Here is a 22,532-nt window from a genome sequence, read left to right on the forward strand (position 1 = left end):
CCTCACCGGCGAGAACACCACCTCCTGGCACAACCCCGTGAGGCTCCACCCCCACGGATTCCGGGATGAGGAACGGGAGAAACGACCTCTCACGCGAGCCGTGCCGTACGCCGCGTTCTCCGGCAGGCGTGTGGGGCGTTGTGGCTGAGCGCTTCCGTCGGCCGGTCCGGGCATCCAGCTCGCCGAATCAGTACCGATCGATCACAGCGCCATGACATCGTCCTACGGTGGCTGTCATCGCTGCTTGGGGGGGAATTGTGGAACGACCGGACGACCGCATCGCGTCAGCCCTGCGCTTTTCCACGGAACTCATCGCCTGGGTCGCCACCCCATGGGCGCTGTGGGGACAGTCATGGCTGCTCGCCGTCCTGGCCGTGATCATTCTGATCAGCCTTCCCACTGTCTTCTCAACCCCTGGTGACAAGGCGCAGGTGCTCGTCCCGGTGCCCGGCTCGGTCACGATCCTGCTGGTACTGCTTCAGTTTGCCGCGGCCGTCATTTCCGCATGGCTGGCATGGCCCGTGTGGGCAGCAGTACTCGTTTCGCTGCTGGTTGCTGCGAGCCTCGTCACGGAACGTCCGCGCTGGCGGTGGCTGGTTTCGACGGATCACAAGAGATGAGGACCTGCTCAGCGCACATCGGACTCACCCGAACCGACAACGCCTGGACACTCACCCCGGCCGGCACATGAACAGTGGGGCCGCCCGGCCTCAAGCCGGGTCCCCACTGCAAGGTCTTCATCCGTCCTCTAGGCCCCGCCATCCTGAGCGCCCTCGCCATGATCCCCATCCCGGTCGGGCGCCTCTTCCTCCATGAACGCCGCCGCCGGGCCGGACTCCTCGGAGACCTCGGGAAGAGCCTGTTCGGCCCAGATCACCTTGCCCTGGGGCGTGTACCGGGTGCCCCAGCGCTCGGCGATCTGCGACACGAGGAACAGGCCGCGGCCGCCCTCGTCCATCGTCGCGGCATACCGCAGGTGCGGAGAGGTGCTGCTGCCGTCGGCGACCTCGACGATCAGCGTACGGTCGCGGATCAGCCGTACGTGGATCGGCTCGGAGGCGTAACGGATGGCGTTGGTGATCAGCTCGCTCAGGACCAGCTCCACGCTGAAGGCCAGCTCGGACAGGCCCCACTCGTCGAGCTTGCGGGCCACCGCGTCGCGCATCCCCGCCACGGCGGCCGGGTCCAGCGGCACGTCCCAGTCGGCGATCCGGTCGCGCGGCAGCCCCCGGGTGCGGGCGATCAGCAGGGCGACGTCGTCCTTGGGACGCTCGGGCAGCAGCTCGTCGAGCACTGCCTGGCAGCTCTCCTCGGGTGACCTGTCGGGGTGACCCGACAGCGCTTGACGCAGCAGCTCCATGCCCACGTCCAGATCGCGCCTGCGGTCCTCGATGAGGCCGTCGGTGTACAGGACGAGCTGGGCGCCCTCCGGAAGGTCCAGCTCGGCGGTCTGGAACGGCAGTCCGCCCAGACCCAGGGGCGGCCCGGTCGGCAGATCCAGGAAGGTGACAGTGCCGTCGGGGAGAACAAGCGCCGGCGCCAGGTGCCCGGCACGCGCCACGACACAGCTGCGCGTCACCGGATCGTAGATCGCATACAGACAGGTGGCGCCCACGATGCCCGTGGCGCTCTCCGCATCCGACTCGTCCTGGTCGATACGGCCGACGAGGTCGTCCACGTGGCTCAGCAACTCGCCGGGCGGCAGATCGAGCGAGGAGAAGTTGTGCACCGCGGTCCGCAGCCGGCCCATGGTGGCGGCGGCGTGCAGGCCGTGCCCGACCACGTCGCCGACGGCCAGCGCGACCCGGCTGCCCGACAGCGGAATCACGTCGAACCAGTCGCCGCCCACGCCCGACTGAGCGGGGAGGTAGCGGTAGCCGACGTCGAGGGCGCTCTGTTCCGGCAGGGCTCGCGGCAGCAGGCTGCGCTGGAGGGTCACCGCGAGGGCGTGCTCGCGGGTGTAGCGGCGGGCGTTGTCGATGCTGACCGCTGCTCGGGCCACCAGTTCCTCGGCGAGCGACACCTCCTCCTCGTCGAAGGGCTCGTGCTGCTTGGAGCGCCAGAAGTTGGCCATGCCCAGCACGACGCCGCGGGCCTGGATCGGGGCGGCGATGAGGGTGTGAATGCCGTAGTCCATGATCCTCTTGGTGCGCTCCGGGTCCTGCGCGTGCCAGCCCGTGGCGGTCGACAGGTCGGTCACCAGCTCGGCGTGGCCGCTCCCGTAGCCGCGGGCCTGGGGGGTGGACGGCAGGAAGTCGATCAGCCTGCCCGCCTCGTAGAGCGGGTGGTCGTCCCGGATGCCGTACACGGCCGTACGCCGCATGTCTGTCGCGGTGCGGGCCGGTTCCTCACCGTGCAGTACGGCGTCGGCCAGGTCCACGGTGACGAAGTCGGCGAAACGCGGGACGGCGACCTGCGCCAGCTCGTCGGCGGTGCGCAGGACGTCCAGGGTGGTGCCGATGCCCAGCCCCGCGTCGTACAGCAGCTTGAGCCGCTCCCGCGCGGTCTCCGCCCTGCCGGTCACCGCCCGCAGCTCGGTGGAGTCGCGCAGCGTCACCACGGTCCCCACAGGCCCGCCGCCGGGCTCCGTGTGCCGCTGGTTGACCGCCAGCAGCCGTTCTCCGGCGAAGTGCACCTCGTCGGTGACCTCGCGCCCGGAGGCGAGCAGCGCCGCCGTCTCGGGGTCGAGGCTCGACAGCTCCGACACGAGCTGTCCCTCGGCATCAGGGGGCAGCTCCAGGAGCCGTCTGGCCTCGTCGTTCGCCAGCAGCAGCCGCCCGCCGCCGTCGACGATCAGCACCCCTTCGCGCACGGAGTGCAGCACCGTGTCGTGGTGGTCGTACATGCGGGTCATCTCGTCCGGGGCCAGGCTGTGGGTCTGCCGTCGCAGCCGTCGGCCCACCAGTGCCGTGCCCGCGGTGGCCACCGCGAGCGCCCCGGCGCCGGCGCCCAGGATGATCGGCAGTTGCCGGGTCACCTGACTGGCCACGTTCTTGACCTTCATCCCCGCTGAGACGAGCCCCACGACCTTGCCGTCGGCGTTGTCGATGGGGACGGTGGCCTGGACCTCCCGGCCGAGTGGGCCCTTCACACTCTCCGTGTACACCTTCCCCGCGAGCGACGGCCCGATGGTGCCCACGAACTGCTTTCCGATCAGGTTCGGCAGGGGGTGGGTGTAGCGGACGCCTTTGGTGTCCAGGACCACGATGAAGTCGACGCCCGAGGCCTTGCGCGCCGCCTCCGTGAGCGGCTGGAGAATCTTGCTCGGGTCGGGGCTCTCCAGTGCGGCCACGACGCCGGGAGAGTGCGCGAACGTCTGTGCCACGGCGACGGAGCGGCGCTTGGCCTCGGTGTTGGTGTCCCGGTCCGACTGGAGGACCAGGGCGAAGACGCCAGCGACCACGAGCAGCACGACCAGCGCCACCTGGAGGACGAACACCTGCCCGGCTACGCTTCGCGGGCTTCTGCTGACCAGGGACTTGAACGAAAGGCTTCTCAAGTCGGCGAAACGATTCGCCATGTGACCTTTTTAGCACTGGCCATCCTGAGCGGCCACAGGCCGCACCTCCCAGGGCATGGAATCGCGGGATGCGCGGCGGGGACGGACCCGGCCTCTGACAGCCTGTCTCGGGCGCGGGAGTCCGATCACACGCGAGGCGGTCTCCGGCGGGCCGAAGCGGCCAGCCGGGTGGCGAGCGACTCGGCGGGTCCCCGCGGTTTTTGCGGCCGTTCGATGACGACCGGCCGGTCGAGCGGCGCGAGCACGGCGGGCAACCTGTCGAGCCGCTCCACGTGCAGCTCAACGCGGATCCAGGGCTCGAGGTCCCGGATCCCCCTCCGCGGTGCGAGGAGGGGGAGCTCTGCCACCGTCGCGACGCCGGCGGTAGTCGCGAGCGGATGTGCTCGGCCGTTCCCTGGACGCGCAGGGTCACCTCGTGGCGCGGCACGGAGCCGTCGCGAGCCCCGACAGGACGCGCCGGGCCGGGTCGTGATCGGCGGGCGGTTCGAACGAGCCGGGCAGGGCCCGCGCGTCGGTGATGCGGTCCAACCGGAACGTCCGGTCCTCGCCGATCGCGGGATCCGTGCCCGTCACGTACCGCCAGAGGGAATGGGCGACCAGCCCGTACTGGGTCGGCACGCGCTCGCTGCGCCGTCCGTCGCAGGCGGTATACCGGATGTCGAGCCTGGGGTCGCGCCGCTGGGGCATCGGCGCGGTCGCCCAGGGCGAAGGACAGCTCGTAGTGGCCGCAGGACCGGGCTGCCGGGCCCTGGAGTCCGGCGACTCCGGGACGGGGCTGCGTGCGGACACCACCTCGATGGCATCGAACCAGGGCCGCGAACCGCTTACGCCTCTCGTCGGTGTCCAGGTCGTGCCCGTGTCCAACGTCCGCAGCCACGCCTCGTCCCGCGCCTCGGCACTCACCGCGCCGAGAAGGCGCGCATCGCTGGACCAGGGTGCAGCGCCCCATGCCACGCCGGACCGCGCGCCCGTGACCGCGCCAAGGGCCATCACCGCGTCGTCCATGTCCCCTTCGAGGAACAGAAAGTACGCCTGTACCAGCACAGCGCTCACCGAACCGTCCCCTTGGAGGCTCTCCCCCAATTCCCGACGCCGGTCCCGCCACAACTCGGCAAGGGCCGCACAGGGCTCGGGGCCGTCGGTGCGCCGGGTGATCCATGAGAGTCTGCGGGCGAAACACCGGGTGCGGGAACGCAAATGAGGACGGGACGGCATGGAACCAGCGGAGCGGCCGGACACGCGGAGCGCGGTGCCCGAGGGGCTCGGTGCGGCGATACGAGATACGGCCGAGGAGATAGCCACACTGCTGCGCGCGGGCGCCGACATGGGGCTTCGGGTGCCGGGGTCGCGGTGGAGCGTCGGGGAGGCGGCCGCACATCTGGCGCTGGCCAACGAGCTGATGGCGGACATCGCGGCGGGACATGCGCGCAGTTACGGAGACGGCACACCGCAGAGTCTTGCCACCGCCAACGAGCAGGCCCTCGCCGCGTTCGGTGAGCGGCAGGCCGAGCCGCTGGCCGGGATGATCGTGGAGCAGGCCGCCGCATGTCTGAGGGCGCTGGAGGAGCAGGCCACGGAAGGGACTGTGGTCAGTCCGCTGGGTCCGATGGGGCCGGATGTGCTGGGCTCGTATCTGCTCACGCACATGCTGGGACACGGATACGATCTCGCCCGCGCGCTGGGACATGCGCACATGATCGACCGACAGCGGGTGCGGCTGACGCTGCCCTTCATGCTGACGGCGATGCCACGGGTGACCGACGCGTCCGGCACGGCCGGGCTGAGCGTCCGCTACGCGATCCGCCTGTGGGGTGGCGGCCGGTTCGACGTGCGGGTGGCCGGGGGCGCGGTATCGGTCGGCGAGCGACTGCCGGGGCGCGCGGACTGCACCATCCTCATCGAGCCGGTCACCTTTCTCCTGATGGCGCTCGGGCGCCGTGGCCAGTGGGGCGCCCTCGCTCAGGGCCGCATCCTGGTCGGGGGGCGCAAGCCCTGGCTCGCTCCGCGCTTCCCGGCTCTCTTCAAGGCACCCTGACCACGATGGACCGCGGGGTCGAACCCCGGCTGCGGCGCGGGAGCAATGCGCCGGGGATCCCCGCCGGGCAGCGGCCGTGGCAGGCGTTCGGCTCGGTGCACTCGGTGTTGCCGGGCGACGACGCCCTCGAGGTGGCCGTCAGGCTGCTGTTCCACCGGTACGAGCACCCGGAGAAGCCGGCTCCCGCGCGCGTGTCCGACTGCGGACAGCTGATGCGGCAGCCCGAGCGCACACGGCCCCGGTCGCGAGGCACACGCGCCGGACTGGCTCCAACTCCTCTACCCCAGCAAGGGAACAAGCAGTCTGACGATCCCGCTCCACGACGCGGCGATGTGAACAGATGCGGGTGTCTGCAGAAGGCAGGGCTGGCGCGTTTCGGCCCCGATCGGCTGCACAGGCGTTCTCAGTCTGCGGGTGCCGGTTCGGCGGGCCGGGCCGTGAAGAAGCGGACGATGTCTTCCGCCGCGGTTGGGGACAGCATCATCGCCTGGACCCGTGCGGACATTTCGGCGATCGGGTGAATCCTGGTGAACATCACCTCCTCGTACGTACGGATCGCCGCGTCCGGGTCGGCAGGGTTGGCGGCGAGTTGGCCGGCGAGTTCGGCGGCGTCGAGCATGGCCTGGTTGGCGCCCTCGCCGACCGGCGGCATGAGGTGCGCGGCGTCGCCGATGAGGGTGACGCCCGGCCGGCTGGACCAGCGCGTACCGATGGGCATCGTTTCGATCGAGCGCGCCGTCGGCGCGCTGTCGCCGGCCTCGATGAGTGCGGTGAGGCGTGGGTCCCAGCCACCGAACATGTCCAGCAGAGCGCGCTTACTGCGGTATGTGTCGATGGGTCGATCCTCCGCGTGCAGCGAGATCCCGACACGTAGGCTGCCGTCCCCCAGGCGTTGCGCTGCCAGGATCTGATTCACGCCGACGCACCACAGGTTCCCGGGGCCGACCAGCTCGGCGAGATCCGGACGACGCCGGTTCACGTCTTCGATGTTCAGCTCTACGAGGGTGGCCACATAGGACAACGGGACGTCGGTCAGCAGCGACCGGACGATCGAGCGCGCGCCGTCCGCGCCGATGAGGATGTCGCAGCCGGTTCGGTGGCCGCCATGGAACGTCAGTTCCCAGCCCCCGTCAGCTCGCGGGGTTGCCGCGACAAGCCGGCGTCCCCAGACAACGGCGTCGCCGGGCAGGGAATCGAGCAGAAGATCACGCAGTGTGCTCCGGTCAATCTCGGGACGTCCGGAGAATGAGCCAGGTTGCGGCTCATGGTGTACCAGGGTCCGTCCGGCCGGGTCGACGATGCGATGTTCCTCGCCGTCGGGCCGCGCCTCCGACCGGAACCGGCCGGCGAGACCCGCCTCGGCCAGGGCCCGTTGCCCGGACTCCGGGTGCAGGTCGAGCGCGCCGCCCTGCGGCCGCGCGGACCGGCTTTCCTCGCGCTCGTACACGACCGCATCGATGCCGTGCTGATGCAGGATCCGTGCCAGCGTCAGCCCGCCAAGGCCGCCACCAGCGATCGCAATTCGCATGCCCACTCCCCCGTTACCGTACACTGTCCTCATGGATACACCGTACGGTAGCGAAGCGTTGCCTGTTTGGGAACGGCCCGAACCTCAGCCCCGGGCGGCGCCGGTGCCGTTGAGCCGCGAGAAGATCGCCGCTGCGGCGATCCGGCTTGCCGACGCGCACGGCCTCGATGGCCTGTCGGTTCGCAAGATCGCCAAAGAACTCGGCGTCGGCCCTATGCGGCTCTACGACTATGTGATCAACAGGTCCGAACTCCTCGATCTGATGGTCGACGTCGTCTATGCCCGGATCGCGGAGGTAGGCCAGCAGTCCGCGTGGCGCGCCACGGTACTGGCCATCGCCCACGCGACCCGCGATGCCGCCCTTGATCACGAGTGGTTTTCCGACCTGCTCGGCGGAAGGCCGCACTTGGGACCTCACGCGCTCGCCGTGGGCGAAGCGACCGCGGCGGCGCTGAGCCAGGCCCCCGGCGTGCGCGGCATCGACGATCTCCAGCGGGCTTTGGGCGCCCTCAACGCCTTCATCATCGGAGCGGTCCGCAGAGAGGTCACCGAGCGGCGCACCACCCGCTCCACCGGCACCGATGAAGCCGCCTTTCAGGCCAGCCTCGGCCCCTACCTCACACGCATGCTGAAAACCGGCAGGTACCCCACCGTCGCCCGGCTCGTCATCGAGGGGGCCCACCTCAACGCCGAGGAAACCTTCAACCACAACCTGATCACCGTCCTGGACGGCATCACCAGCCGACCCCGCACGTGACCGACCGCTCTGCGGCCGGCAACCCGGCGGCCGACTGGAGCCGATGCGCGGTGACCACACCTGGCCGAAGGCGAACTGGAGCACGAGCCCCAGCCCTTCGGTCATGCAGACGCGGCCACGGCTCACCACAGATCACGCGGCCGGCCGGTCCGGCCGGCATCCCGGCCCCCGCGTGGCCCGCTGCCGTCAGATGTGCCGCAGCCGGGCCGTACCGCTGCATCCCCGGCCGCACTGCGGTCTCACCTGAAACCGAATTCTGGCGCTACGTCAGAAACTCCGAGACATGCACGAAACGCAGCGATTCCACTCGATCAGCAGCCTGATGTCACACCTTGAGTTGTCCCGAAATGACAGCTGATGAGCCGATTATTACGTTCGTTGAATGTCGGCTGTTTAGCTGGCGTCTCTGAGACAGGGAGGATTGACATGCCCACGCGAACCTTTGCCGTGTCCGCCGCCATGGTAGGCGCAGCGGTCCTTGCCACCGCCGGCATCACCTATGCCGCGCAATCCGAATCGACCCAGGCCGCGCCGCCGGCCAAACAAGCCGCGCTGCCGGCCAAACAAGCCGCACCGCCGGCAAAGCGGGCCGCCCCGCCCGTCAAGCAGGCCGCCCCCGCGGAGGCTCCCGCCGGTACTGACAGCACTCAGGGCAGGGGGGACGAGGGCCGTGGCCACGAGGACCGTGGTCACGGCGGCAAGCGGTGGGGGAAAATCCACTTCAACGAACGGACGTACTCCGCCAGCACGGAGGGCTGCATCCCCGCTGCCAGTGGGCTGGGCTCAACCAGCTTCAGCATCGACAACGACAGCGACAGGACCGTTGAGGTCTACCGCGGGTTCAACTGCGACAACGGTTCACCGGTGGCCACGGTCGGCCCCTACGGCAGGACTTATGGTGTCGCTCCCCGGACAGACCACGGGAGCGGCCTCGGAGGCGTCTTCGTCGAGGACGCGGTCGTGGGCAGTTTCCGGGTGATCGGCGACCACGACGAGTGGTGACACCACCAACCCGAGCACGGGGGATCGCCGGCCCGTCGGAATCGGGCCGGCGATGGCTCGTCCCGCCGGCGTCGGACCGCCGCTGCGGACACGGGGAGCGGGACGCTGATCCCATGGGCGAAACACCGGCCGCGAGATCCGTGCCGCGCTTCCAGGGCCGGGCGCTGGATCGCCCTCACCGCCCCCTCCCCCGCCCCACCTGCCCGACGGCCCGGAGCCGCGCGAGCTGCTCGCGCGTCGGCACCGCGCCCGCTGGTGCAGCCGCGAAATACCCGGCCTCCTCCTTGACCTGGGCCCGGCTCGCCGACGAGCGCCGGCGGGTCCATCGGTGAGCGTGACCGGACTGCGCCGGGTCCCGATCGAGGGGCGGGCTCAGGGAGGCCGCCCCTCGCGGGCTAACCCGCGCTTCCGCGGGTCACGTGCACACCTGCGCCGACCGTGGCCACTTGGGTGCTGCCGTAGCCGGCGCACTCTCCGTATTCCTTGACCCACTTGGTTGAACCGGACAGCGATCCGGAGGACGGTCCGCCGAACGTGACGTCGTACCGCGGCTGCTGGTCACAGCTGGGCACGTTGTAGTACTCGATGAAACCCGCCTGGGAGGCCTTCAGGTTGCCGGAGCCGGCGGGCAACTTGTAGGTGCCGACGGGGATCCGCTGTCCATTGTTGGTGTCGACGACGGTGCCCGACCAGGTATCCGTGCCGACCTGGGCGATCTCGACGCGGAAGGTGTGTCCGTACACGGCGTCGAAGTCCACTCCGCAGCTGACGCCGGCGCCGCCGTCGGCCCCGTCCGAACAGTTGGCGTGGGTACTTGTCGTGCCGCTGATGAAGGAGGAGAACACCCCGCGCAGGCGCTGGTGCCCGTTCGCATCCGGCCGAGGCTGCAGTCCTGCGTACCCGATGTCGCTCTGTCCGGTGAACCCGTACTGCATCGCGAAGTAGGTCCCGGATACATGGGCGGTGCCGGTGTTCACGGTGATCGGGAAGTTGAGGGACGTCAGTCCCTCACTGGGAGCCCCGCTCACCGTCCACGACAGTAGTTCGTTCCCGCCGAAGGTCTGCGCCTGTGCGCCAGGTGCCGCGATGAACGGGACGAGTGCGGCGATGGCTGCTACCGCAATGCGTGTCGACGCTCGTTTCATCTGATGCTCCTCAAGGGGGTGTTGAAGGTGAGCGGGGCCGTGCACGTCTGGGCACCGCCTTCTCGCATGAGTGCTGGAGGGGTGACGAGCAGAAGGCCACCACCGACCATGAATCGGCGTGCACCTGACAAGGTCGATCCAGTCGCGCGTGCTGCCGCTTGCCCCCGAAGGGGCACTGCAGCGACAGCCGCATCACCAGTGGGCACGTTCTTCGTCCGACAGAACTTGCAGCCCAATTGCCTGCGGAAGACTATGGCGCCCCGCCCAAGGGGTGTCAATACATGCTCGCAAGCGTGCGACTCCAAGCAGAATCAATCATCGAGGTGGCAGTCAGTCCACCACCGGGCAGTTGGGCCCCGCACGTCGATCAGCCGGGAGTTGAAGTCGATCGGCACCGGCGGCTCAGGGAGTAGAAAAGTCCCTCGCCTTCTTGCTCTCGGGCGGGAGCCCGGGGAGCGCGCGCCCCTCCCGCCGCGAGCGGCGGGCAGACGCGCGTGCGGCGCGGATGTCCGCGCGGCGCCGACGTCCTGCCCGCCCCGGCCAGGGCGACCGGCCTCACCCGCCCGGCCGGCACCTCCGCTCGATGTGGCAAGCTCAGCGTGCCCCAGCGGGGTTGGCGTCCTCGCCCAGGTAGGTTCCGTATCCCTCGGCGACGAGCGGGCCCTCGAAGATCAGCACCTCGTTGACCAGTCCGCCCTTCTGGTTACGGTAGTTGATGACCAGGCAGTCCACGCCGACGTAAGATCCGACCACCTCGAACTGCAGGTCCGGGATGCGCCGCAGGCCCTCCGCCCAGTAGGCGCGCAGCGCGTCCTTGCCGCGAATGACCCCGTCATTGCCGAGCAGTTGAGCGGCCACCGGCGACCGGAACGTCACGTCGTCAGCGAAGTGCGACAGCAGAGCGTCCAAGTCGTGCGCGTTCCACGCCGTCACCCAGGAATCGACGAACGCCCGCGCTGACCCATGATCCATGGGCGCATGATGCCCTTCCCCTCAGAACCGGTCCCGGCGAAGGCCGCCCAACGATCACCAGACCCCAGCGCCCCGCAGTACGAGCAACGCCACGACCACAGCCGCCACGACCACGGCTGCACCGGACGCCGTCCGCTCCCCATCACCGTCCCCGTCGCCGCGACAAGGCAGCCGCGAGGGCCATCGCTCCCCGTCTGCCGGGGGGCGGGCCGGCGGGGCCCAGTGCCAGAACCGCCGTCGCGGTCACCAGCGGGACCGGGAGCAGCAGGCCGCACAGCGCCTGCTCGGGCCGACCGCATGCGCAGACCACCAGGGCCATTCGGAGGCCTCTGCTGTGGCGGCTGCCGTCGGCCTGCCCCACGCCGGGCAAAGTGGACATGTCACCGCACGCCCCGTGGCGACAGGGCTCTGGGAGGACCGTATGACCGCTTCGTCACCCGCCACCGACACACCTCCGGCCCGGTACGACGACCTGCGGGCGCTGGTGATCAACTGCACCCTCAAACGCTCACCGGAGACGAGTAACACCCAGGGCCTGATCGACCGCAGCACCGCAATCATGGAAGCCCAGGGAGTCCACGTCGACGTCGTCCGGGCCGTCGACCACGACATCGCCACGGGCGTGTGGCCCGACATGACGGAGCACGGCTGGGAGACCGACGCCTGGCCGGACCTCTACCGTCAGGTCATGGCCGCCGACATCCTCGTGCTGGCCGGACCGATCTGGCTGGGCGACAACAGCTCCGTGACGAAGCAGGTGATCGAACGCCTCTACGCCTGTTCCAGTCTCCTCAACGATGCAGGACAGTACGCCTATTACGGCCGTGTCGGAGGCTGCCTGATCACTGGCAATGAAGACGGCGTCAAACACTGCGCGATGAATGTCCTCTACAGCCTGCAACACCTGGGTTACACCATCCCTCCCCAGGCCGACGCCGGATGGATCGGTGAGGCCGGCCCCGGCCCGTCCTACCTAGACCCGGGCTCCGGCGGCCCCGAAAACGACTTCACCAACCGCAACACCACGTTCATGACCTGGAACCTGCTGCACCTGGCCCGGGCATTGAAAGATCTCGGTGGCATCCCCGCTTACGGCAACCAGCGCGCCGCCTGGGACGCCGGCTGCCGCCACGACTACGAAAACCCGGAACACCGGTAGCGGCACCCGCAGGGAGACGGACCATCTCGCCCCGGCGTCGGTCAGATGCCGTGCCCGCCATGAACGCCCGCACACCCCGGCACCAGCCGCCCTCGTCCCGTCTGCCCACCGCACACTCGGACCCCAGGAAGCGGCCCGTCCCACGGCTCACCACAACGCGGCGCTTCCTGCCGGGAAAACAGGAAAGCGCCGCTCCCATGACCGCGTTCGAGCTCGCGTCCAGCACGCCTTCGCTCGGATGAAGGGCTGAAATAGCCCGTGTGACTGGCGAATCAATGGTGAAAGTGCGCACTGCGCCCTGCTCAACAGCCTTTAGTCGCGCGCCCAGCCGAGTTCCTCCTCAGTCTGCGCCGGCGCCGCAACTCCGACGTTGCCGTCATGTTCCATGCGACCGAGCAACTGCCCCTATTCCTGCGCTCCTTCGCGGCCGATCTTCGGTTCGAGTCCGACCCGGCGCGGGGGCGTGCGAAGTTCCCATTTCTCGCTGCGTCGACCACTGAGTCCTGGGATCGACCAGGCCTCCCACGCAGAGAGATACCTGCCCGGAAAACCGCAGTCGCAGAGGATCCCGGGTGCGGCATAGGAGCCCTCACCTGTCCCGACCCCGGGCATCCCGCGAGCCCATCAGGCCGGCGGGAAGTGCATTCCGATGATGAAGGGAGCCCGGCCGCACGTCAGTCGATCCCGCAGCCGAACCGCACAAGGCCACGTTCAGGCTCCATCCCTATCGACATCCACCCATGAACCGTGCGGCGGGGGCGTCCATCGGTCCGCGCGACCGAGCCAGCATTGATGGCAATACATCCCATATCGTAACAAACAGGACACGACATTATGTCCGCTTTTGAGAAAAGAAGCATATTTTCGCATCATTAGCCGCGTACGCGACGCTACACACATATCGCTCGTCATTCACGCGAAATATGGCACTCTGACACGCAATCGAGCGGCATTCCAGCCCGCGTCCCATTCAGTGAACCGTGTCACACGGACGGACGCGCGCCCCGAGCCCTGCTGAGCCCACTTCCCTTCTGCACAAAGAAGGTTGGGCTTTTTGATCAAAGAGAGCGGCAGGTTCCGGTCGGCCGAGACAGGGCTCTCACATTCCGTTCTCGGAATTCTGGCCTTGTTCTGTGCGCTCTTTCTCGCCTAATGTCACCGTCAATCCGGATGGAACGCCGAATCCTGCCGCTATCCGGATTCCCTCCCACCCACTCGGTTACGCACGGCAGGAGCGGGGGACCCAGGTAAGCCGCCGATCCGGTTTCCGGAACGGCTCGGGGTGAAGTCGCATTCGCCGTGCGACCGGACATCTCCCGTCCGAACCCGACAGCTCACCTCGCAGGCGACGGAGAGGAACTCGTCATGCCCTCAAAGGGAAAGCACCGCCGCACCAAGTCCATCTCGCTCACCCGGGGCATAGCCGCCGCAGGCACGGGCGCGGCTGTGCTCGTTCTTCCGGTGCTCGGCGCGACCAGCGCCGGCGCGGCGCAGGCCGCCCCGGCCGCAAAGAGCGCCGCGGCCCCCACGACGTACGTCGTCACCGCGGGCGACTCCCTCGTCAAGATCGCTCGAGAGCACTCTCTGAGCGGCGGCTGGAAGAAGCTGTACCAGGACAACCGGGCCACGATCGGTGACGACCCGGCTCTGATCCACCCCGGTGTCAAGCTCACGCTCGGCAAGAAGAGCCCGGCCGAGCCCGCAGCCACCAGGGCGTCCGCCGAGCGGGCCGACCGCTCCGAGCAGCGGACCACGCTCGCCGCTGCCCCGGCCAAGAAGTCGTACACCAACGACCTCGACGGCTGGATCAAGGAGTCGCTCGACATCATGGCCAAGCACAACATTCCCGGCTCCTACGAGGGCATCCACCGCAACATCATGCGCGAGTCCTCCGGCAACCCGCTGGCCATCAACAATTGGGACTCCAACGCTGTCGCTGGAACCCCGTCCAAGGGGCTCCTGCAGGTCATCGACCCCACGTTCACCGCGTACCACGTGCCCGGCACGTCGATGAACAGCTACGACCCGGTCGCCAACATCACCGCCGCCTGCAACTACGCGGCCGACAAGTACGGCTCGATCGACAACGTGAACGGCGCGTACTGACAGTCGGCTCCAGCTCGGAGGACGCCGCGGTCCACTCCGTCCGAACGGAAGCCCGACGTCTGCCAGATGAAGCACATCGATGATGCCGTGGCCCTGAAGTCCCGTAAGCATGACGGGACTTCAGGGCCGTTTTACGTCCTGTCCAACCCCTTGCGCGCCAACACCCCCGTGCATATCCTCCCCGCGAATCGAAGCGCTTCGACACGATGGAGAGAGACAGCATGGCAGACCCACACCCGGTCATCCCCGGGTTCCACCCGGACCCCAGCGTCTGCCGCGTCGGCGACGACTACTACCTCGCGTGCTCGAGCTTCGAGTACGTCCCCGGGGTTCCGCTCTTCCACAGTCGCGACCTGGTGCGCTGGCGGCAGATCGGCAACGTCCTCGACCGGCCCGGCCAGTTGCGGCTGCCCTGGGACACACCCTCCTCCGCCGGGATCTACGCGCCGACGCTGCGCCACCACGACGGCCGCTTCTGGCTGGTCGTCACCAATGTGAGCCTGGGCGGCGGCAATCTGCTCGTCTCCGCGACCGACCCGGCGGGCCCCTGGTCGGACCCGGTCCCGCTGCCCGGCGTCCCCGGCATCGACCCGGATCTCGCCTGGGACGAGGACGGCGCGTGCTGGGTCACGGTCGCCGGGATCTCCCAGGTCCGCATCGACCCGTACACCGGCGAGACGTTCGGCGAGCCGCGCCCTCTGTGGTCCGGCACGCCGGGCGCCAAGGCCCCGGAGGCGCCGCACCTGTACCACGTGGGCGACTACTGGTACCTGCTGATCGCCGAGGGCGGCACCGAGCGCGGGCATGCCGTCTCCGTGGCCCGCGGCCCCGCGCCCACCGGCCCCTTCGAACCCTGCCCGGCCAATCCGGTCCTGACCCACCGCAGCACCGACGAACCCGTCCAGAACACCGGGCACGCCGATCTGGTGCAAGCGCCCGACGGCACGTGGTGGATGGTGTTCCTCGGGGTGCGGCCGCGCGGCGGCACCCCCGGCTGGCACGTGCTCGGCCGCGAGACCTTCCTCGCGCCGGTCACCTGGGAGGACGGCTGGCCGGTCGTCGGCCCGCCGGCGACGGCCGGACCCGCGCCCGCCTGGGCCGAACCCTTCACGGACGACTTCGACGACGCCGATCTGCGGCCCTCCTGGATCTCGCTCCGCCACCGCTCCCCGCGGCACTGCACCACGAAGGAACGGCCGGGCCGGCTGACGCTCCATGCCCTCGGGGGCGGCCCCGACGCCACCGACCTCACCTTCGTGGGTCACCGGCAGCAGCACCTCTCCTGCCGCGTCCGCGCCCACCTCGACCCCGCGGACGGCACCGGCGGCCTTGCGGTCCGGCTCGACGAGGGGCACCACTACGAGATCGAGGCCGACGCCGCCGAAGTACGGGTGATCGCCCGTGTCGGACCACTGCGTACCGTGGTGGCCTCCGCGCCCCGGGCGACGTCCGACGGACCGCTCGTGCTCGGCGTCGACGTGACCCCCACGGACAGCCCGCGCGACGCGCGCACCGGCCCGGACACGCTCGCCTTCGGCGTCGAGGAGCCGGACGGCACGTTCACCGCACTCGCGGCCCTCGACGGCCGCTATCTGTCGACCGAGGTGGCCGGCGGGTTCACCGGCCGCGTCATCGGCATGTACGCCGCGACCGGCACCGTCCACTTCGACTGGTTCCGCTACGAGCAGCTCTCCATCTGAACCCGACCGCTGACCGGGACCACCGACCTCAGCCGCTGAAAGGGACCCGTATGAGACAAGCACGGAGCCGCAGACGCCGCGCCGGACGGGTGGCGGGCCTCTTCCCGGCCTTACTCGCCATCGCCGGCACCTCCCTGACCGGGGCCGTGGCGGCCACCCGCCCCGCTCCTGCTAGCGCGCGGCCGGCAAGGTCCCCTGGCGGGTCCGGCTGCGCCGCGACCGCGCAGCGTGCGCGGTTCGTCCTTGAACGCGGTGGCGATCTGCTGCCGAAGGGCATGCTCACGGGGGCGGTGAAGGGGTGACCATCGCACATGAAGGCCGCCTGCTGTACGGCGGCGACTACAACCCCGAGCAGTGGCCCGAGGAGGTGTGGGCCGACGATGTCCGGCTGATGAAGGAGGCATGCGTCACCTCGGTGACACTCGGCGTCTTCTCCTGGGCAAAGCTCGAACCGACGCCGGGGGCACGGGAGTTCGGCTGGCTGGACCGGCTGATGGACCTGATGCACTCGCACGGCATCGGTGTCGTCCTGGCGACGCCGACCGCGTCACCGCCGCCGTGGCTGGGGCGGCTGCACCCAAAGACCCTGCCGCGCGACGAGAACGGGCAGACCGTGTGGTGGGGCTCACGCCAGCAGTTCGCGCACTCCTCCAGCACGTACCGCCGCCATGCCGCCGCGATCACCGAGGACCTCGCGATCCGCTACGGACACCACCCCGCCCTGCGGATGTGGCACATCAACAACGAGTACTGCACCTTCGACTACGGCGACGAGGCGGCGCACGCCTTCCGCGACTGGCTGCGCGCGAAGTACGGCACGCTGGACGCCCTCAACGAGGCCTGGGGCACGGCCTTTTGGAGCCAGCACGTGGGGACGTGGGCGGACGCGATCCCGCCGCGCCGCGCCCAGTACCTGCACAATCCGGCGCAGGTCCTCGACTTCCGCCGCTTCACCTCGGACGCGCTGCTGGAGTGCTACACGGCCGAGCGGGACATCGTGCGACGGCACTCCCCCGCCCGCGTCCCGGTCACCACCAACTTCATGCCGTTCTGGATCGGCCAGGACGCGTGGGCGTGGGCGGAGCGGGAGGACGTGGTGTCGGTCGACGTGTACCCGGACCCGCGGGACCCGCTGGGCGGTCAGTACAACGCGATGATCGCCGATATGACGCGCAGCCAGGCACGCGGCCCCTGGATGGTGATGGAGCAGGCGGCGGGGCCGGTCAACTGGCGCGGCGTGAACCACCCCAAGCCGCGCGGCCTGAACCGGCTCTGGTCGCTGCAGACGGTGGCGCGCGGCGCCGACGCCGTCTGCTACTTCCAGTGGCGGCAGTCCCGGCAGGGCGCCGAGAAGTTCCACTCGGGGATGGTCGGCCACGCGGGCGAGGAGGGCCGCGCGTTCGCCGAGGTGAAGCAGATCGGCGCGGAACTGGCGGAGCTGGGATCGCAGGTCGCGGGTACTCGTATCGCCGCCGATGTCGCCGTGCTGCACGACTGGCACTCCTGGTGGGCCGACCGCCAGGACGGCAGGCCGTCGGCACACGTCGCGTACGAGGAGGTCGTGCGGGCCTGGCACCGTGCCCTGTGGGAGGCACATCTCGCCACCGACTTCGCGCACCCCGAGCACGACCTGTCCTCCTACAAGTTGGTGGTCGTGCCGCACCTGTACCTGCTCACGGACGCGGCGATCGAGAATCTCCTGGCGTATGTGCGCGGCGGCGGCACGCTCGTGTCCGGGTTCTTCACCGGGGTCGCCGACGCGGACGACCGGGTGCGGCCCGGCGGCATGGACGCGCGGCTGCGCGCGCTGTTCGGGATCCGTACGGTGCACGAGTGGTGGCCGCTGGACCCCGACGAGAGCGTGGACTGCGGGCAGTTCACCGGCACCCTGTGGTCGGAGGAGCTGACGGCCGAACCCGGCACGGAGGTCAGTGCCGTGTACCGCGGCGGCGACCTCGACGGGCTGCCGGCCGTGCTGCGACGCGACCGTGCCCTGTACCTCTCGACGCTCCCCGAACCCCCGGCGCTGCGCTCGCTGGTCGCGGACGTGGCGGCCGAGGCGGGCGTACGGCCTCCGCTGTCCGGCCTCCCCGCAGGTGTGGAGGCCGTACGCCGCGGCGAGCTGCTGTTCCTGCTGCACCATGGACGGGACGACGTGACCGTCGCCTTGCCGGACGACACGACGTTTCGGGACCTGCTGACGGGAGCCGAGCACTGCGACGCGGTGACTCTCGGGCGGTTCGGTGTCGCGGTCCTCGCTCTGGGGACGACGACGCGGGGGCACAGTGCCGGCTGACCATCCGCACGGCACCTGGGAACCGGCGCCGGCCACGCGCTGGGAGGACGCCTTCCTCAGCGGCAACGGCACCCACGGCGCTCTTGTGTTCGGTGACCCGCACGACGACCGGGTGGTCGTCACCCATCACACGCTGGTCCGCCCTGACGGCGGACCTCGCCCAAGGCCACCAGCGATCGCCGCCCATCTCCCGCACATCCAGGACAGTTTGCTGGCCGGCGACGTCACGGCGGCCGAGCAGTTCACGGACGGCCGTGCGTTGCGCTGGGTGCAGGCGTTCCATCCGGCGTTCCAGGTGCGGTTCGTACGGGACAGCGTGGTGTGGCGCGGCTACCGGCGCGCGGTCGCCTTCGCGACGGGGGTGGCCGAGGCACAGTGCAGCGGCTGGCGCGGGCGGGTGTTCGTGTCGCGGGCCGACGACGTCGTCGTGCAGTACGTCACCGGGCCCGGGCTCGACGGCGATGTGTCCCTGGACCCCCGCCTCTCCGGTGTGCCGGGCAGGCTCGGGGTCGGCCGCAGCGTCGTCCTGACACCCCAGGGCGCGCAGTTGACACTGCGCTGCCGCTACCCGGACAGCGATCTGGCGTACACCGGGGTGACGGTCGCGCTGGTGCAGGGCGGGCGGCGCTCGGTGGGCACCGCGGGGCTACGCGTCGAGGGCGCGAACGGGCTGCTGCTGCTCACTCGGGTGCGGCGGCATCCCGGGGAGCTGGACGCGGGCGCCGAGGCGGGGGCGCTCGCCTCACTGGCGGGCCCGGACCTGGAGGAGACCTACGAGACCCTGCTCGCCCGGCACGAGGCCCTGCACCGCGCCGCTTATGAACGGGTCACGTTCACCCTCGACGCGCCACGCTCCGAACGCGGCCTGCCCGGCTCGGAGTTGCTCGAACGGACCGACAGCCCGGCCCTGCTTGAGCGGCTGTTCGCGGCGGGCCGCTACCACCTGCTGAGCGCGTCCGGCGCGCTGCCGCCGCGGCTCACCGGGCTGTGGACCGGCGAGTGGGGCACGGCCTGGTCGGGGGCGTTCACCACGGACGCCAACCTCAATCTCCAGACGGCGTCCGCGGCGGCCTGCGACCTGCCCGAGGTGTCCGATGCGCAAGGGGCCCTGATTCAGGGGCAGTTGGCGGACTGGCGGGACAACGCGCGGGAGATCTTCGGGGCGCGGGGCATCGTCGCCCCCGCACACACCGACGGCGAGTCGGGACACACGTACCACTTCCAGCGGGAGTGGCCGATGCACCTGTGGACGGCGGGCGCCGACTGGCTGCTCACCCCGCTCGTCGAGCAGGCCGAGACGACCGGGGTGCGGCCCGCGTGGCTGGCTGCCGCCCTCACCGAACTCGCCTTGTTCTACGAGGACTTCCTCACCCGCACAGGGCCGGACGGCCGCCTCGTGGTCGTACCGTCCTACTCGCCGGAGAACCGGCCCGCGAACGCGAGCTGGGGCACGCTCAACGCCACCATGGACATCGCGGCGGCCCGGCACGCCCTGCGCACCGCCGCCGCCTGGCAACCGGGGCCGGACGGCGACCGCTGGAACGCGCTCGCGGACCGGCTGCCCGCCTACCGGGTCAACTCCGACGGCGCGCTCGCCGAATGGGTCTGGCCCGGCCTGGATGACGCCTACGATCACCGGCACCTCAGCCACCTCTACCCGGTCTGGCCGCACCACGACATCACCCCCTACGACACCCCGGAGCTGGCGAAGGCGGCGCACCGCGCGCTCGAACTGCGCGGCGCCGAGAACCACTCGGCACACGGCCATCTGCACCATGCCCTCATCGCGGCCCGGCTGCGCGACCCTCTCCGGGTGGCCTCGGCGCTGCGCCAGGTCCTGACCGGCGACTACTTCCACCACTCCCTGATGAGCTCGCACTACCCGGACCGCGACGTCTACAACGCCGACGCCGCGCACACCTTGCCGGCGCTGCTCACCGAGGCGCTCGTGCAGTCCACCCCCGACCGCCTTGTGCTGTTCCCCGCGCTGCCGCCGGCCTGGCGGCGCGGCGCCGTGCGCGGCCTGCGCACCCGGTTCGGCGCCCGCGTCGACCTGACGTGGGCGGACGGCGGCTGCACGGCCGTCGTCCGCCCGGAGCACGACGCGCACATCGATCTCAAGACCCCGGCCGGCGGTGACGGGCTGCTGCGCCTGACCGCCGGCGAGGACCGCGAACTCAGCATGAGGACGCGCTAGTTCCCCCCACCACCGGGGCCCACCGGGCCCCTCCGACCATGGAAGGGACACCATGGCACCCACCGCAAGACGCTCCCTGCGCCGCCGCACGCTCCTCGGCTCCGTCCTCACGGGCGGCGCACTGCTCGCCCTCGCCACCTCCCCCGCACAGGCGGCCATCTGGTCCTCCTCCGATCAGTGGGGCAACTACACCACCTCGGACGGCTACACCCTCTACAACAACATCTGGGGCTCGGGCGCGGGCGCACAGACGATCTGGGTCAACTCCTCGTCGAACTGGGGCGTTTGGGCGGACCACCCGAACACGGGCGGCATCAAGTCCTACCCGAACGCGAAGAAGGTCGTGAACAAGTCGATCAGTTCGCTGTCCTCCCTCACCAGCAGCTACAACGTGACGGTGCCGTCGTCGGGCGCGTACAACACGTCGTACGACATCTGGGACAGCGACCACGACCACGAGGTCATGCTCTGGGTCAACTACAACGGTGCCGTCGGACCGCTCGGCACCTCGCAGGGCAACGTCACCCTGGGCGGGCACACCTGGACCGTCTACAAGGGCAACAACGGGGCCAACGAGGTCTACTCGTTCCTTCGCACCTCGGACTCGACGTCCGGCACGGTGAACATCCTGCCGATCCTCAAGTGGATCAAGGACACCAAGGGCTGGTGGGGCGACGAGACCATCGGTGACGTGCAGTTCGGCTACGAGATCACGTCGTCCGCCGGCGGTCTGGACTTCACCACCAACAGCTTCAAGGTCTCCAGCAGCTGATCCCGCGCGCAGAGGGACGCGCGGCTCAGGCTCCGGCGGGCGCCTGGGCCGCGCTCTCGCGCACCGTCAACTCCGGTGCCAGCAGCACGACTTCCTCGTCCGAGCCGCGCCCCTCGATCTTCGCGATGACCTGCTCCACGGCGCGCCGCCCCATCTCCTGCGCGGGCACCGCGACCGAGGTGAGCGGCACCGACGCGTGCGCGGCGACCTGCTCGGGGCAGACAGCGACGACGGAGACGTCCTCGGGGACGGCGCGGCCCGACTGGCGAAGCAGGGCGAGCAGCGGGTCCGTGGCCGCCTCGTTCTGCACGACGAACGCGGTCGTGCCGGGGCGCTCGTCGAAGACTCGCGACAACGTTGCCGAGACCGAGGCGTAGCTGCCTTCGCAGGGGCGGTGGAGCAGCCGCAGGCCCAGCTCGGCGCTGCGCTCCCGCAGGCCCGTCAGGGTCCGCTCGGCGAATCCGGTGTGCCGCTCGTACACGGCGGCGGCCTCGCCGATGACGGCGATCTCACGGTGCCCGAGGCCGGCGAGGTGCTCGGCGCACACTGCCCCGGCGGCGGCGAAGTCGAGGTCCACACAATTCAGTCCGGCGGTGTCGGACGGCAGACCGATGAGGACGGCGGGCCGGTTCGCGGCACGCAGCAGCGGCAGCCTCTCGTCGTCCAGCTCGACGTCCATCACGATCATGGCGTCGGCGAGCGCGCTGCCTTCTATGCGGCGCACCGCCTCGGCGCCCTCCTCGCCGGTGAGCAACAGGATGTCGTAGCCGTGAGTGCGGGCGGCGGTGGCGACGGCCATCGCGATCTCCATCATCACCGGCACGTACATGTCGGTGCGCAGCGGCACCATCAGGGCGATGATGTTCGACTTGCTGCTGGCCAGCGCCCGGGCGCCCGCGTTCGGGTGGTACCCCAGCTTGCGGACGCTGCACTCGACGCGCTCGCGGGTGGCCGCGGAAATGGACCGCTTGCCGCTGAGGACGTAGCTCACGGTGCTGGCGGAGACTCCGGCGTGCCGGGCGACCTCTGCGAGCGTGACCATGTCGTTCTCCTGAGCCGTGACGAGGGGACGCCGAAGTGAAGCGCTTCGACAGGCACGGTTTGCCCGTGACCGTTCGACCAGTCGACCCTATGGGGATCGGCGGTCGCCTGTCCATAAGCTGTCGAAGCGCTTCGACGCTGCGGAACTGCCCGGAGTCCTCCGCACAGGATAATGACCGGGTGGCGTGGCCGTGCAGGCATCTCTCAGGCCAGTTCGCCCAGAACCTCCCAGGTGCGCAACCGGGCCCCGTCACCGTCGAGTTGGGAGCCGGGGACGACGACGTCCGTGGCGCCCGCGTCGC

The 22,532-nt window shown here is 70.0% G+C and carries 16 protein-coding genes and 1 riboswitch; of the genes, 10 read left to right on the top strand and 6 right to left on the bottom strand.

Annotation, left to right across the window (positions count from 1 at the left end; all coding sequences use genetic code 11):
* Nucleotides 1–257: 257 nt before the first annotated feature.
* On the top strand, nucleotides 258–620 hold the full coding sequence (locus ACWIGU_RS24515; RefSeq protein WP_454404018.1) for a hypothetical protein: 363 nt from the start codon (nucleotides 258–260) through the stop codon (nucleotides 618–620).
* A 128-nt stretch (nucleotides 621–748) separates the two neighbouring features.
* On the opposite strand, the gene ACWIGU_RS24520 is transcribed toward ACWIGU_RS24515, so the two are convergent.
* Nucleotides 749–3,520, bottom strand: a complete 2,772-nt coding sequence (locus tag ACWIGU_RS24520; protein ID WP_454403837.1) for a SpoIIE family protein phosphatase — start codon at nucleotides 3,518–3,520, stop codon at nucleotides 749–751.
* Nucleotides 3,521–3,928: 408 nt separating this feature from the next.
* On the bottom strand, nucleotides 3,929–4,573 hold the full coding sequence (locus ACWIGU_RS24525) for a WYL domain-containing protein (RefSeq protein WP_454403838.1): 645 nt from the start codon (nucleotides 4,571–4,573) through the stop codon (nucleotides 3,929–3,931).
* A 160-nt stretch (nucleotides 4,574–4,733) separates the two neighbouring features.
* On the opposite strand from ACWIGU_RS24525, the gene ACWIGU_RS24530 reads away from it, so the two are divergent.
* The gene (locus tag ACWIGU_RS24530) at nucleotides 4,734–5,555 is read left to right on the top strand and encodes a maleylpyruvate isomerase family mycothiol-dependent enzyme (RefSeq protein WP_454403839.1); all 822 of its coding nucleotides are present in this window, start codon (nucleotides 4,734–4,736) and stop codon (nucleotides 5,553–5,555) included.
* Between the two features lie 403 nt (nucleotides 5,556–5,958).
* On the opposite strand, the gene ACWIGU_RS24535 is transcribed toward ACWIGU_RS24530, so the two are convergent.
* Nucleotides 5,959–7,116, bottom strand: coding sequence for an FAD-dependent oxidoreductase (locus ACWIGU_RS24535; RefSeq protein WP_454403840.1), 1,158 nt, complete (start codon nucleotides 7,114–7,116; stop codon nucleotides 5,959–5,961).
* Between ACWIGU_RS24535 and ACWIGU_RS24540 the strand changes: the two genes are divergently transcribed.
* Together ACWIGU_RS24540 and ACWIGU_RS24545 are read left to right on the top strand one after the other, a co-directional pair.
* The gene (locus tag ACWIGU_RS24540; RefSeq protein ID WP_454403841.1) at nucleotides 7,115–7,840 is read left to right on the top strand and encodes a TetR/AcrR family transcriptional regulator C-terminal domain-containing protein; all 726 of its coding nucleotides are present in this window, start codon (nucleotides 7,115–7,117) and stop codon (nucleotides 7,838–7,840) included. The two genes, ACWIGU_RS24535 and ACWIGU_RS24540, sit on opposite strands and share 2 nt — an antisense overlap.
* A gap of 426 nt (nucleotides 7,841–8,266) precedes the next feature.
* On the top strand, nucleotides 8,267–8,842 hold the full coding sequence (locus ACWIGU_RS24545) for a hypothetical protein (protein WP_454403842.1): 576 nt from the start codon (nucleotides 8,267–8,269) through the stop codon (nucleotides 8,840–8,842).
* 395 nt (nucleotides 8,843–9,237) lie between these two features.
* Here the strand turns inward: ACWIGU_RS24545 and ACWIGU_RS24550 are convergent, their stop codons facing one another.
* Together ACWIGU_RS24550 and ACWIGU_RS24555 are read right to left on the bottom strand one after the other, a co-directional pair.
* Nucleotides 9,238–9,987, bottom strand: coding sequence for a hypothetical protein (locus ACWIGU_RS24550; protein WP_454403843.1), 750 nt, complete (start codon nucleotides 9,985–9,987; stop codon nucleotides 9,238–9,240).
* Between the two features lie 594 nt (nucleotides 9,988–10,581).
* On the bottom strand, nucleotides 10,582–10,959 hold the full coding sequence (locus ACWIGU_RS24555) for a YybH family protein (RefSeq protein WP_454403844.1): 378 nt from the start codon (nucleotides 10,957–10,959) through the stop codon (nucleotides 10,582–10,584).
* Nucleotides 10,960–11,380: 421 nt separating this feature from the next.
* Between ACWIGU_RS24555 and ACWIGU_RS24560 the strand changes: the two genes are divergently transcribed.
* From ACWIGU_RS24560 to ACWIGU_RS24585, 6 genes are all read left to right on the top strand, one after another.
* On the top strand, nucleotides 11,381–12,118 hold the full coding sequence (locus ACWIGU_RS24560) for a flavodoxin family protein (RefSeq protein WP_454403845.1): 738 nt from the start codon (nucleotides 11,381–11,383) through the stop codon (nucleotides 12,116–12,118).
* A 1,198-nt stretch (nucleotides 12,119–13,316) separates the two neighbouring features.
* A riboswitch (cyclic di-AMP (ydaO/yuaA leader) is annotated at nucleotides 13,317–13,481 on the top strand.
* Between the two features lie 2 nt (nucleotides 13,482–13,483).
* On the top strand, nucleotides 13,484–14,224 hold the full coding sequence (locus ACWIGU_RS24565) for a transglycosylase SLT domain-containing protein (RefSeq protein ID WP_454403846.1): 741 nt from the start codon (nucleotides 13,484–13,486) through the stop codon (nucleotides 14,222–14,224).
* A 221-nt stretch (nucleotides 14,225–14,445) separates the two neighbouring features.
* Nucleotides 14,446–15,924, top strand: a complete 1,479-nt coding sequence (locus ACWIGU_RS24570; protein WP_454403847.1) for a glycoside hydrolase family 43 protein — start codon at nucleotides 14,446–14,448, stop codon at nucleotides 15,922–15,924.
* A gap of 298 nt (nucleotides 15,925–16,222) precedes the next feature.
* Entirely contained in the window at nucleotides 16,223–18,220 is a 1,998-nt protein-coding gene (locus ACWIGU_RS24575) for a beta-galactosidase (RefSeq protein WP_454403848.1), read from the top strand.
* Nucleotides 18,210–20,417 carry a glycosyl hydrolase family 95 catalytic domain-containing protein gene (locus ACWIGU_RS24580; RefSeq protein ID WP_454403849.1) on the top strand — a complete coding sequence of 736 codons (2,208 nt, stop codon included), beginning with the start codon at nucleotides 18,210–18,212 and terminating at the stop codon, nucleotides 20,415–20,417. Before ACWIGU_RS24575 ends, ACWIGU_RS24580 begins: the two co-directional genes overlap by 11 nt.
* Nucleotides 20,418–20,469: 52 nt before the next feature.
* Nucleotides 20,470–21,189: a glycoside hydrolase family 12 protein gene (locus tag ACWIGU_RS24585; RefSeq protein WP_454403850.1), complete on the top strand. Its 720-nt coding sequence runs from the start codon at nucleotides 20,470–20,472 to the stop codon at nucleotides 21,187–21,189.
* A gap of 25 nt (nucleotides 21,190–21,214) precedes the next feature.
* On the opposite strand, the gene ACWIGU_RS24590 is transcribed toward ACWIGU_RS24585, so the two are convergent.
* Nucleotides 21,215–22,231, bottom strand: coding sequence for a LacI family DNA-binding transcriptional regulator (locus ACWIGU_RS24590; protein WP_454403851.1), 1,017 nt, complete (start codon nucleotides 22,229–22,231; stop codon nucleotides 21,215–21,217).
* Nucleotides 22,232–22,532: the final 301 nt, after the last annotated feature.

The organism is Streptomyces sp. NPDC055400 (assembly GCF_053644375.1).